The organism is Methylobacterium sp. CM6244, assembly GCF_054817885.1.
In genome coordinates, this window is record NZ_CM139247.1 from 3,263,047 (window position 1) to 3,274,556 (window position 11,510).

General features: G+C 58.5%; 12 protein-coding genes and 1 pseudogene. 10 read left to right on the forward strand and 3 right to left on the reverse strand.

All coding sequences use genetic code 11. The features are described from left to right. Positions 1-10: 10 nt before the first annotated feature. Entirely contained in the window at positions 11-151 is a 141-nt protein-coding gene (locus ACYQML_RS15230) for a hypothetical protein (RefSeq protein WP_461233268.1), read from the reverse strand. A 512-nt stretch (positions 152-663) separates the two neighbouring features. On the opposite strand from ACYQML_RS15230, the gene ACYQML_RS15235 reads away from it, so the two are divergent. Beyond that, entirely contained in the window at positions 664-1,473 is an 810-nt protein-coding gene (locus tag ACYQML_RS15235; protein WP_461233269.1) for an IS5 family transposase, read from the forward strand. A gap of 25 nt (positions 1,474-1,498) precedes the next feature. Here ACYQML_RS15235 and ACYQML_RS15240 read toward each other — a convergent pair whose 3' ends face one another. Continuing rightward, a complete protein-coding gene (locus ACYQML_RS15240; protein ID WP_461233270.1) occupies positions 1,499-2,311 on the reverse strand; it encodes a hypothetical protein in 813 nt (270 codons plus the stop codon). 935 nt (positions 2,312-3,246) lie between these two features. Between ACYQML_RS15240 and ACYQML_RS15245 the strand changes: the two genes are divergently transcribed. The 9 genes and pseudogenes from ACYQML_RS15245 to ACYQML_RS15285 form a co-directional block, all read left to right on the forward strand. After that, complete coding sequence (locus tag ACYQML_RS15245) at positions 3,247-3,585, forward strand: DUF3768 domain-containing protein (protein ID WP_461233271.1); 339 nt, start codon at positions 3,247-3,249, stop codon at positions 3,583-3,585. 2 nt (positions 3,586-3,587) lie between these two features. After that, complete coding sequence (locus ACYQML_RS15250; RefSeq protein WP_461233272.1) at positions 3,588-4,343, forward strand: hypothetical protein; 756 nt, start codon at positions 3,588-3,590, stop codon at positions 4,341-4,343. A 217-nt stretch (positions 4,344-4,560) separates the two neighbouring features. Continuing rightward, a complete protein-coding gene (locus ACYQML_RS15255; RefSeq protein WP_461233274.1) occupies positions 4,561-5,481 on the forward strand; it encodes a hypothetical protein in 921 nt (306 codons plus the stop codon). Beyond that, positions 5,468-6,589 carry a DGQHR domain-containing protein DpdB gene (gene dbpB, locus ACYQML_RS15260; protein ID WP_461233275.1) on the forward strand — a complete coding sequence of 374 codons (1,122 nt, stop codon included), beginning with the start codon at positions 5,468-5,470 and terminating at the stop codon, positions 6,587-6,589. The genes ACYQML_RS15255 and dbpB (ACYQML_RS15260) overlap by 14 nt, the downstream gene beginning before the upstream one ends. After that, positions 6,586-7,872: a tRNA-guanine transglycosylase DpdA gene (gene dpdA / locus ACYQML_RS15265; protein ID WP_461233276.1), complete on the forward strand. Its 1,287-nt coding sequence runs from the start codon at positions 6,586-6,588 to the stop codon at positions 7,870-7,872. Before dbpB (ACYQML_RS15260) ends, dpdA begins: the two co-directional genes overlap by 4 nt. 7 nt (positions 7,873-7,879) lie before the next feature. Then, positions 7,880-8,968 carry a DGQHR domain-containing protein DpdB gene (dbpB, locus tag ACYQML_RS15270; protein WP_461233277.1) on the forward strand — a complete coding sequence of 363 codons (1,089 nt, stop codon included), beginning with the start codon at positions 7,880-7,882 and terminating at the stop codon, positions 8,966-8,968. Continuing rightward, positions 8,965-9,597, forward strand: coding sequence for a 7-carboxy-7-deazaguanine synthase (gene queE, locus ACYQML_RS15275; RefSeq protein WP_461233278.1), 633 nt, complete (start codon positions 8,965-8,967; stop codon positions 9,595-9,597). The genes dbpB (ACYQML_RS15270) and queE overlap by 4 nt, the downstream gene beginning before the upstream one ends. Before the next feature lie 64 nt (positions 9,598-9,661). Further along, the gene (queD, locus tag ACYQML_RS15280; protein WP_461233279.1) at positions 9,662-10,027 is read left to right on the forward strand and encodes a 6-carboxytetrahydropterin synthase QueD; all 366 of its coding nucleotides are present in this window, start codon (positions 9,662-9,664) and stop codon (positions 10,025-10,027) included. After that, a pseudogene (locus tag ACYQML_RS15285) lies at positions 10,024-10,125 on the forward strand (7-cyano-7-deazaguanine synthase); the annotation flags it as partial. The gene queD and the pseudogene ACYQML_RS15285, both read left to right, overlap by 4 nt. 96 nt (positions 10,126-10,221) lie before the next feature. Here ACYQML_RS15285 and ACYQML_RS15290 read toward each other — a convergent pair. Continuing rightward, the gene (locus ACYQML_RS15290; RefSeq protein WP_461233280.1) at positions 10,222-11,346 is read right to left on the reverse strand and encodes a tyrosine-type recombinase/integrase; all 1,125 of its coding nucleotides are present in this window, start codon (positions 11,344-11,346) and stop codon (positions 10,222-10,224) included. Positions 11,347-11,510 lie beyond the last annotated feature (164 nt).

An 11,510-nucleotide genomic window follows, 5' to 3' on the forward strand; every position in this document is an offset into this window, starting at 1 on the left:
GGGAGGAAGCCTAGGCGAGATCCGCGAATCCCGGAATGTTTGATGCCTGCAGAGCGGCGATGTCGCCCTTGTAGAAGTTGGATCCGGTCCAACTGGCCTCGTAGGTCGCAGCCTTCATCTGATCGATGTCGTTGGCAAACAGACAATGCATTCCGATCCCAGACCGGCTCGCGCCATGCCGCCGCCCGCGAAAAACTTGTAGAAGTTGCGTCCCGACATCCGATCCCCATTGCCCTGTCATTGCGATGACCGTCGGGCATGCCGGGGCCGAAACCGTTACGATCTTCAGAATTCCGCTCCTGTGGCGCACCAAGGTAATTGCCGCCTCCACTCGATGGCGTGGCGGTTAACAAACGGTGCTCCGGGATGGTTGAAGGGGCATTGCCGTCAAGCCGAAGCGAAGGATGGATGTGAAGGGCGAGAACTACCGAGGTATTCTGCCTCCCGCCGAACTTTGATAAGACTCGTTGGCGAAGCGGACTCGGCTTCATCGTATTAGCGCGCCGATATCTACAAGCTGATCCCAAACCTCGCCGCGAGCCTCATCACCCTCAACCAGATCAGACGGTTTGTTAAGGCGCTCTGAGACGCGGAGATTGGTTCAGGGGGGCGTTCCTAGAGGCTGTTGTGGACCTGAGCGGTCTGGAACCCAGATGAGGAGGCATGACCTCTTCGCGCCAAGCCTACCCGTCCGACGTTTTCGATGATGAATGGGCGCTGGTCGCGTCGTACCTGACGCTGCTGCGCGAGGATGCGGGGCAGCGTGAGTATTCGCTTCGCGAGGCGTTCAACGGACTGCGCTACGTGGTGAAGACGGGGGCACCCTGGCGATGGATGCCCCACGACCTCCCGCCCTGGGAAGCCGTCTACCAGCAGGCGCAGCGCTGGCTAGCGGCAGGCTGCTTCGAGCAACTCGCCGACGATCTGCGGGCGCTGCTGCGCCTGGCTTCCGGGCGTTCTCCTGAGCCGAGCGCGGCGATCCTCGACAGTCGAACCTTGCGCTCGACGCCCGAAAGCGGCGAGCGGGCCGGCTACGATGGCGCCAAGCGCAAAAAGGGGTCGAAGGTCCACTTGGCCGTCGACACCTTGGGCCACCTCCTGGCCCTGCACGTCACCCCCGCCGATGCCGACGACCGTACCCAGGTCGGGCATCTGGCCGAGGCCGTGCAGGCCGCCACCGGGGATAGCGTCGATCTGGCCTATGTCGACCAGGGCTATACCGGGGAAAAGCCAGCCAGGGCCGCCCGCGAACACGGCATCGAACTGGAGGTCGTCAAACTCCCAGAGGCCAAGCGCGGCTTCGTCCTGCTGCCGCGCCGCTGGGTCGTGGAGCGTTCCTTCGCCTGGGCGACGCGCTTCCGCCGCCTCGTCAAGGATTACGAGCGCTATCCCAGCACACTCGCCGATCTCCACATCGTCGCCTTCGTCTGCTTCATGCTCAAACAGGCCGCTCAACTGGCAACCGGTTCATAACAGCCTCTAGCCAGTGGGAAGTCTTTCAAGCAGCTTTCGCGATCCGGGGACGCGTCATAGCGTCGAGAGCGGCGTCGGCAGCGAGCTGCGCCCATTCGACGGCGGTGGGGTCCGGTGGCGACCCATCGTTCCTAGTTTGACCGAACCAATCACCCCGGAGGCGTCCCTGCGCAGCGAAGTGGACGGTATGAACGAATGTTGTGCTGCCGTCTCCGTAGGCGACCGCGTTGATGCGACGCCACGAGGCCGGCCTGCCCCTGGCGTCATAGATGAGGCGCTCTGCCTCGTCCACGTAGTTCCCTTTGGATCCCGTGCCCATCATGACGACTAGACGGGTCTTGTCGGGCAGTCGACCGAGATGCCGGCGGGTGCAGTTGCCTCCCACGACGCGCCCGAAAGCACTGGAGACGAAGCCGCCGAGCATATCGCCGCCCGTGCCCTTCCAGATACTGCCATTGAACCGCTCCACAGTGCAACGAACCAAAGATCCGAATGCGAACCGACCCTGTCTGTCGGAGATCAATCCGTCGGCGACCCTAGTCATCCCGGCCGTATCGGCTGGACCATCCAGCAGGCCGAGGCGGGCAAGAATTCGACCGACCCAGACGCGCTGCCCTTTAAAGGCCACTGCGTCGTGCGGAGTCCGGGCCAGATCGCCTGCCTGAGTCGGCCCCTTTGAGAAGCCCAACACCAGAATCTCCGGACTTGCGGAGCCCCATGACAGCGGATTGGCCCGTATGCGCCACTCCGGCGTACAGGCTCCGACCGCATCGAACTCCGCCGGAGCGGAGTGGCAGACGGTGCAAGAGACGCGGCCGTGGTTCGGGAGTAGGTCCATCATGTCTCTCCAGTAGCGGATGCGCCCCGGTACTTGGGTCGGCAGGTATGGATCCGGCGAGCCTATACCGAAGTGACGCTTCGCGGAAGCGAGGTTTCTTCGTCAGACCTTGTCTCTCGGTATCCGCAAGCAGTGTGGCACGCCGGCCACTTTCGTCTAAGCCGTTGGTGCACCACCGCCTGCGGCGACCACTCATAGCTGATCGGCCCCCACGGGGTGGTCCGAGGGTAAAGTTAGTGCACGGTCCTCAACGCAAACACGCGTCTGCGTGAATTCGAAATAGGAATAAATTGACATTTGTGCACTGAGGCGGTATGCTCATGACGTGTACGTTTGTATTGCTCAGCGATACGCTCAACCGCCTTGCCTCACCGGTCGGCCGCCTGCCGAGACGGCTGTCTGTCATCGCAACCTTCCACGTGCACGCTTAACTTCAGACCATGAAGTTTGCCGTGCCCTTCGACCAGGAACGCCCTCCCTTACCTAGCGTTTCGGCCATTTCGAACCACTGCTGTGACAGCACCTTATCGCGACTCTCGCCGTGGCCGCGCTAGGCCATACCATCGGCGAACTGGTGTTCCTTCAGCCTCTGTCTCGTCGACCGCTGAGGGCAAACAGGACAATGCCGATTCGCTCCGGGTTGCCGGCGGTGAGATCACCTACACCATCGTGCATCGTGCTGAGCCGGTGCGCACTATTGACGGAGCGCCAGTACCCTCAACCCGAAACATCATGAGCTTTTGCATGAAAGGCGAGCGTTAAGCGCCGCAGCCTTTCCTTGTCGACATCATCCACTCTGCTGAGGTCTCCAGCCTTCCTGTGAGTTTGCCGCCAGGCGCCATTGCGGCGTTGCCCGCAGTTTCCCAGCCGCTGTGCTCCTGCCGCCTGAGAAAGCGGTTTGTCCGACCCTCTTCACTCACATCAGGATCAACACCATGACCATGCCTCTCGCGTGGCACGCACGTGTGCGCGCTCTCAACGACTGTCTCCGCCGCACTTATCAGGGGGGTCGTATCCTGGTGACGCCGGGTGTTCGATTTCTGCCTCAGGCGACAATCCAACGCCTCGATGCAGCGCTGACCACCTTCGATGCCTTCGGACCCGACAACGATCCGCACGACGACCACGACTTCGGCCTCCTGACGGTCGATGGGCACAGCATCATGTTCAAGATCGACTACTACGATCTCGATCTCATCGGTGGCTCGCCAGATGCCTCTGATCCGGCGGTCACCTGCCGCGTCCTCACCCTCATGCTCGCCGAGGAGTATTGAAAATGGTGGGTCACGATCTCGCTGGTCGCCACTGCATTACACCGGTGCGTGCTGCCCGAAGACCGCTACGCCCCTATCGACAAGGGGCCTTCGACGGGTTGTGCGGGATCTATGCGGCGGTCAATGCACTCTCCATCCTGATCCCCGAACTGACCCATGGAGATTGCCGATGCCTGTTCCGGCGGCTGCTTCGCAAGACTCTCGATACCCACTCCGCAACGGCAGCATCGATGTGGAAGGGGTGCGGTGTCAGCAAGCTTCGGAAGCTGCTGCGTTCGGCAATCAGACACATCCAGAAAGCTCACGGCATCGGCGTCCAAACCCTGCCCCCTGCTGGGGAGCACGAGACACTCGGCTCTCTCTGGAGCGAGCTTGAAGCGAGATTGCTCATGGGTCAGGTCATCATCATCGGCCTCTCCGGCGTCCACCAGCATTGGACGGTGGTCCGCAGAATGACGCCAGGGACCTTGTGGCTGGCAGATTCGGACGGTCTGACACTCCTTCGGCAATCACGCTGTTCGTTGGAGGAACGCCCCAAATGGCATTGTCTCAAGCGAAGCGAGATCATCGTCATAGCCCGCGCGGATCACCCCACCGTCCTTGATCAGGCGAACCGCCTCGAACTTGAACTCTTGCTCAAACTTCCGTCGCTGCATCCCCCACCTCCGGCTTCAGGAAACACCCAATCTCGGTGTCCACGAAACCGGCAGCAGGCGAGCTCGGACCATCCCGAACTTGTAGGACGCCATCAAAAGTGAGCTGACACCTTCCAACCAACCGAGTGCCGTAACTATCTCGCCGCTGCAGGATGCGATGCAACTTGATCGAATGCCGCTCTGGGTTCCACAATTTAAGCCATTCCGCAGGGATCAACGTCGAATTTAATCCACCGATGTCGAGCCGGCTTCACCCGATTATATGTAGCCAATTAGAAACGTCAGCTGTATGCATAAATGCGAGGGAAGGCTCCAGATTGTGACGCTTGTGATTACCGCCTGCACCAATCGTAAACGCAAGCCGGTTACCGATTGCCTCCATGTGAGCGCGCTGACTTCGGCGGCCATGCCCGCACTTGCTGCCGAATGGGCTTCACGTTTGAGGGGCGCGCCGAAGCGCTTCCCAGCCAAGGAAATCTACGGTGGAAGAGGTTTCAAGGAAGCCGTGGATGCCGCCGAAAAGCTGAGCGCCACACTAATGGTTGTCTCAGCCGGATTAGGCCTAATCTATGCTATCACGGAAGTGCCGCCCTACGCTTGTACTACCGTGACGGATGCGGAAGACAGCGTTTCCTCACGGGTCGAGGGTGCCTTCTCAGCGTCCGCCTGGTGGACTGCTGTGAAAAAAGAGTCTCCATTCGGGGTTGCTTTAAGTGATGCGACACGGGAGCAGGACGGCTTGATCTTAGGGGCTTTCTCGGACGCCTATATCGAGTTGGTTGCCGCAGATTTTCTGTCGCTTTCCGATGATGACCTCGAGCGAGTCCGTTTATTTACGCGTGCTCCGCTAAATCGCATTCCAGCGGATCTCCGGCCCTATGTGATGCCTTACGATGACCGGCTCGATGGCCCAGACAGTCCAATTCCCGGTACAATCAGTGACTTCCCAGGCCGAGCGCTCCGACATTTTGCCGACCGCCTTTCTGGTGGCGGCAATCGCTCCGCGGCCGAGCATGCTTCAGCAGTCACTTCCGCCCTCACTGGATGGCAATATCCAATCAAAGTCTCCAGGGTACGATCCAACGATGAGGCGCTGCTCGCGTTGATGCGAAAGCATTGGGACAGCGAACGCGGATGCTCGCTCAAGCGACTGCGTCACGAATTCAACTTGGCCTGTGAGCAAGGACGTTACGCTACGCTTGCTCGCATCATCCGGGGTGAACGGCATGAGCATGCGTGAGTGGTTAAAAGTCCGCGCGGTTCGCACAGAGCAGGGCAGCGGAACGAGTATCTTTGCGTTTTTCCTCTATGGAGCCGACATTGATCGTATCGCAGATATCAGCCGCATCCGTCGGCAAGAACAGGAACTGAAAGGCTTTCAGCGGCGCGAGATTCGAGACCATGTGAAGGACATTACTGCTTTCTTGGACAGTGGCCCAGTCCTCTTCCCAAACGCGATCATCCTCGCGATGTCAGCCGAGGTCGAGTTTGCATCCGCACGCGGTCGATCGCCTGGGAACATATGTGAGGTCGGTGATGCCGGCACCCTCTCGATTCCATTCTATCCTGAACACCATAGGGCGGCCTGGATTGTTGATGGTCAGCAGCGGTCACTCGCGCTTGCTGCCACCAAAAACAAGACCATCGCAGTCCCGGTGATTGGTTTCGTGTCGGACGAAATATCGATCCAGCGAGAGCAGTTCATCCTAGTGAACAAGTCGAGAAAACTTCCGACCAGCCTCATCGACGAGTTGCTGCCTGAAGTGAGTATCTTCTTGCCCCGCAATCTTGCCGCGCGGCAACTGCCGAGTGAGTTGTGTAGCGCATTAAACAATAATCCAAGCTCGCCTTTTTACCGCCTTATCAAACGTGAGTCGGACCCTAAGAATCAGGGAGGCATTGTCAGTGACAACGCGCTGATCGAAACAATGAAAGTAAGTCTAAAAACGCCCGCAGGCGCGCTGGGGCAGTTCAAGCGTAATGGGGACGGACATGACAGCACCGCTATGTACGACGCACTGGTGCTCTATTGGTCAGCAGTGCGTGATACCTTCCCACAAGCTTGGGGCAAGCCGCCTACACATAGTCGCCTGATGCACTCTGTCGGCATCCGCGCGATGGGCGCGCTAATGGACACGATCATGCTGCGTGCAGACGGCGCCAGCAATAAGGCCTCCGCCGTTCGTGACACGCTAAGCCGAATTGCTCCAAAATGCCGCTGGACGAACGGGACCTGGGAAAGTCTCGGGCTCGCTTGGAGCGAACTGCAGTCTACATCCCAGCATATTACAAAGCTGAGTGATCATCTAATGCACATCGAGCGCGAGTTGGCGCGGGTTCCAGCATGAAGTTCATTTTTGCCGACAGCCTTGACTATGTCGACCCTGCGTTTGACTTCATTGCAGATAGGAGTTCAGCTGGGCGGCAGCCATATTGGGACGATGCCTACCCTCACGAGATCCTAGGCTACGCACCCTATGACGGGGTACTCGTTTCGCGTGGGATTGTTGGTGACCACCGAGTCAAGGGTAAATATACAACCAGCCAAGCACGGAGGTTCCACCTTGTTGGTGTCCGTAAGTTCTTAAGACTCGACAAGCCCGAGTTCGCGCATCTTGACATCTTCGGTGATTGCGGAGCTTTCACCTACGTTCAAGAGGAGCGTCCACCCTACACCGCCGCCGAGATGGCCGAGTTCTACGACGAGTGCGGTTTCACTCATGGTTGCTCGGTCGATCACATCATTTTTGACTTTAATGCGAGATGCCTCGGCTTGAAAGGAGGCTCCGCAGACGCCAAGGCCCGGTTCGAGATCACGCTCGAGAATGCGGATGCTTTCCGCCGGGAGGCCAAAGAGATCGATGCTGTTTTCACTCCGCTTGGCGTCGTTCAGGGTTGGTCACCGGGCAGTATGGCGGAGGCCGCGCGGAGGCTCGTTTCCATGGGCTATGACTATCTAGCTCTGGGAGGCATGGTCCCGCTCAAATCCCCAGAGATCAAACTCTGTCTTAGCGCAATTAGGGAAGTAGTTCCGTCGTCGACGCGGCTCCACATTCTAGGTTTCGCCAAGGCGGAAGACATCGATAGCTTTCATGGCTTCGATATTGCTAGTTTTGATACAACATCGCCCCTGATTCGAGCGTTCAAAGATGCCAAACAAAATTACTACCTTCCCAGCAACGGCACCGGTCTTCGCTACTTCACCTCAATCCGAGTCCCTCAAGCTATCGAGAATCCCAAACTTCAGCGCGGCGTCAAGAAGGGTATATTTCGAGCCGAGGAACTAGTCCGACTGGAAGCACTGGCACTGAACTCACTGCGCGCGTTTGACCAGGGAGAAGCTAATCTTGAAGATGTCCTTCACAATGTAATGGCCTACAGCGCGCCACTCGTCGAAGAGAAGCCTTACGAGGATTGCAAGGGTAGCGTCTCACTCACTCGCCTGGAGCAACTCTATCGTGCAACCCTTGGCGAACGACCGTGGAAGCAATGCAAATGTAAAATCTGTCAGGAGGCGGCAATCGACGTAATCATTTTCCGCGGCAGCAATCGTAACAAGCGGCGCGGCATTCACAACCTTGCAGTCTACCAAGACCATATCGAACGATTGGATCTGAAGCGTGCCGTTTAGTGAACCGATGAGTTATCTGGCCGTACGAGCGCATCAAAGCAGCGAGCACACCGTGCTCAGCTTAGTAGCGAGCGCCGCGGACGTCCTGCGCTTCGCGTCGATCGAGCGCATCGGCCGCGACGCGCAAGGTGATCTCTTCGGGTTCCAGAGGCCCCAAGTAGCGGCACACATTCGCGAGATCCGCGACTATCTTGAAAAGCCCAACGCCGTGCTTCCAAATCCCATCGTTGTAGCGTTCACAAACCGCGCGTCTATCGAAGATTTGGGGACGGGGACGGTTCGGCTTACGATTGACATGAGCAATGGCGTTCCTGGCTTAGTGGTCGACGGTCAGCAACGGCTTTCGGCCCTTGCTGATGTCAACCGAGACTTCCAAGTTTTCGTCTCCGTGCTAATCTGCAAAGATGAAGCTGAGCTTCGCAGGCAATTCGTGCTCATTAATAATACAAAGCCACTTCCAAAGTCGTTGATTTATGAACTCCTGCCTGCTGTTAGCGATTTACCGCCTCGTTTGAGTAGGCGATCTGTCGCCGCCGACCTTACTGCGCGATTGAATTTCGAGGCTACGGCGCTTCAGGGTTATATCAAGCAACATACACAACCCGACGGAATCATCGCTGACACGGTGATCCAGAAGATCATCCTGGAGTCGCTGAGCAACGGAGTTATGCGAGAAATAATTGACACGCCGCGAGGTAGGGATCGCTGCGTCCGGCTCGTTTCGAACTTTTTTGACGCTGTAAAGAAGGTGTTTCCTGAGGCTTGGCATGGCCACAAGCCGTCTACATCCCGCCTGGTTCACGGCGCCGGCATTCAAGCAATGGGCGACGTAATGGAGGTTCTCGCCAAGCGCGGCGATGCAAGGACCACAGATGATTTTCAATCTGGCCTTGAATGCCTCAAGGGAAAAACCGCTTGGACAGAGGGGCAGTGGGAGATCGATGGCGAGGTACGGCGGTGGAACAGCCTCCAGAACGTCAACCGTGACGTCGCGCTGCTGAAACACCATCTCGTGACCATAGTGAAGGCCGACTTTCGACGGCGCTCTCGCCCCGCGCCAGCACCGCTCCTAGAGGGCGCGGGCAATGCATCATGAGCTACGCGGTAAAGGAGATCTTCAAGACGCTGCAGGGGGAGGGCGCGCAGACAGGGCGAGCGGCAGTGTTCTGCCGCTTTGCCGGTTGCAATCTCTGGTCCGGCCGCGAGGAGGATCGGGCCACGGCCGCCTGTTCCTTCTGCGACACTGCCTTCGTCGGGATGGATGGCGAGGGCGGCGGGCGTTTCACCACATCGGAGGATCTGGCGCAGGCCATCACTGAAACCTGGGCGATCGGCTTGGGCCATCGCTACGTGGTGTTCACCGGGGGTGAACCCCTGCTCCAACTCGACTTAGCCTTGATCGCGGCGGTCCACGCACAGGGCTTCGAGATTGCTGTCGAGACCAATGGCACGCTGGCCGCACCTGAGGGTATCGACTGGATCTGCGTCAGTCCCAAGGCCGGCAATCCTTTGGTGCAGCGCAGCGGCCACGAACTGAAGCTTGTTTTCCCACAGGTCGAGGTTGACCTGGACGCTTTGGCAGATCTCAACTTCAGCCATCACTGGCTCCAGCCAATGGACGGGCCGGATCGGCTCGCCAACACCGCCTCGGCGGTCGCCTATTGCATGCGCGACGCACGCTGGCGCCTCTCCTTGCAGACGCACAAGACCATTGGGATACCATGAAGCCCATCACGTGCAATGGCGCCACCCTCAGGTACTAACCCGGTCGAGCACACAGGTTTTTGTCATGAAGATCACCCAAGCCTTTACCTTCGAGGCAGCGCACCGCTTGCCGAATGTGCCCGAAACCCATCGCTGCCATCGCATGCACGGGCATTCCTACCGGGTCGAACTCACCCTCTCGGGCGCAGTCGATCCCGCCACCGGATGGGTCGTAGATTTCTTCGACGTGGAGCACACCTTCGCGCCCGTACTGGCCCGTCTCGATCATTATTGCCTCAATGAGATCGAGGGTCTGGAGAACCCTACCGCTGAGCATATCGCGCTCTGGATATGGGAGCGCACCAAGGCCGCCTTGCCAGCGCTTTCCTCCGTGAAGGTGTACGAGACGCCAATGTCCTGGGCTGAGTACGAAGGTAAGCAGAGACCATGAGGCCGGGTGGCGCCCTGGTCCTGTTCTCGGGAGGACAGGATTCCACCACCTGCCTCGCCTGGGCGCTTGAGCGATTCGACTGGATGGAGACGCTGGGCTAAGATTGCGGCCATTGCCACCACATTGAACTCGGTTGCTCAGTTCAACCGGAAATGTGTCGATGGCCGGGCAACGGTAGTGCTACTCTGGAGGTCTCAGGGGGGGGGGGGCGTCATGAGCGCAGCGATGCTCCGACCAATGAGTTCGTTGGCTTGCTTGAGGGGGTCTGCCGCAAGATGTGCGTATCGCGCGGTTGTTGCGGCCTGAGTATGTCCGAGTAGGCCGCCAATAAGCGGCAGACCGAGACCTGCTCCTGCGCCTATGGACGCAAAAGAATGCCGAAGATCGTGTAGACGTACGTCTTCAAGCTTTGCAAGCGCTCGGATATGCCTCCACGGCTTCTCCAAATTGACCAGATGGGCCCCCTCCTTTTGGCCCGCGATGACAAACGGGTTACCTGAGGATCGGGGGAGGGCGTACAAAACCCGCAGGGCAGGCCCACTAAGCTGGATGGATTTTGCACCAGTTTTGCTATCCGGCAGATTGAGACAAGAGCGCTCTTCGTCAACATAGCTCCAGCGCAACGTCAAAATTTCGGACAGTCGCGCACCTGTTAAGATCAGAAGACGAATGGCCCCGATGACATACGGCGAGGCAGTCGGACCCGCCTCAAGTTCACTCAACGTGGCGCCGAGCCGTCCTAACTCGGCATGGCTGAGGTAGCGCCGCCGCTTATGCTCCGCGAAACGTTCAATACCGGTGCAAGGATTGCGCTCTCCACGTAGGCCGGACCAGTTGAACATCTTTGACAAAAGGGCGATCAGCCGATTCGCCTGATATGGGGTCGCTCGGTATTTGACGTGCAGCTTGCGTATCTCCTGGTGAGTCACGTCGTCGACTCGACGACGGCCAAGCTCCGGCTTCACAAGTCGTTCCACCTGCCGCTGGTACTCTGCGTACGTGCTTGCCTTGTTTTTAGCTTCGACGTGCTCACTGAGAAAGCGATCGGCGAGTTCAGAAATCATTGGAGCTGTTCGATCCGAACTTTTGACCTTCGCAGGGTCCTTGCCCTCGGCGACAAGGCCTAGAAGACGCTTTGCCTCCCGCCGAGCTAGTTCGGTTGTCCAGGGGGACCCGTGCTTCCCGATGGTGAACCAGCGCTGCTGGCCCTTGCTTCTGTACTTCAGGACATAGACGCGATCGCGCCGCTGACAGCGAGCGGCAAAGCCCTTGATCTCGGCATCCCAGATTGTCTCGCCTGGGGCCAGGGCCTCGACCATTGCCTTTGTGATACGACGGGGGGCTTGAGACATGGCTGGTTGCTAGCACCTCAACTAGCGACCATCATAGCGGGATCGCCAGGGATCTGCAAGGATACCATCCGGACAGAAAGTGATTAAAATCAGTGACTTAAGGGACGTCAAAGCATTGGCGGGATTAACAA

What these genes read in the sequence shown, in the direction of transcription:
- ACYQML_RS15235 (WP_461233269.1), top strand. Translation starts at nt 664, where the DNA reads ATGACCTCTTCGCGCCAAGCCTACCCGTCCGACGTTTTCGATGATGAA.
- dpdA (WP_461233276.1), top strand. Translation starts at nt 6,586, where the DNA reads ATGAAGTTCATTTTTGCCGACAGCCTTGACTATGTCGACCCTGCGTTT.
- ACYQML_RS15230 (WP_461233268.1), bottom strand. Translation starts at nt 151, where the DNA reads ATGCATTGTCTGTTTGCCAACGACATCGATCAGATGAAGGCTGCGACC.
- ACYQML_RS15245 (WP_461233271.1), top strand. Translation starts at nt 3,247, where the DNA reads ATGACCATGCCTCTCGCGTGGCACGCACGTGTGCGCGCTCTCAACGAC.
- queD (WP_461233279.1), top strand. Translation starts at nt 9,662, where the DNA reads ATGAAGATCACCCAAGCCTTTACCTTCGAGGCAGCGCACCGCTTGCCG.
- ACYQML_RS15290 (WP_461233280.1), bottom strand. Translation starts at nt 11,346, where the DNA reads ATGGTCGAGGCCCTGGCCCCAGGCGAGACAATCTGGGATGCCGAGATC.
- ACYQML_RS15250 (WP_461233272.1), top strand. Translation starts at nt 3,588, where the DNA reads ATGGTGGGTCACGATCTCGCTGGTCGCCACTGCATTACACCGGTGCGT.
- ACYQML_RS15240 (WP_461233270.1), bottom strand. Translation starts at nt 2,311, where the DNA reads ATGGACCTACTCCCGAACCACGGCCGCGTCTCTTGCACCGTCTGCCAC.
- dbpB (WP_461233275.1), top strand. Translation starts at nt 5,468, where the DNA reads ATGAGCATGCGTGAGTGGTTAAAAGTCCGCGCGGTTCGCACAGAGCAG.
- queE (WP_461233278.1), top strand. Translation starts at nt 8,965, where the DNA reads ATGAGCTACGCGGTAAAGGAGATCTTCAAGACGCTGCAGGGGGAGGGC.
- dbpB (WP_461233277.1), top strand. Translation starts at nt 7,880, where the DNA reads ATGAGTTATCTGGCCGTACGAGCGCATCAAAGCAGCGAGCACACCGTG.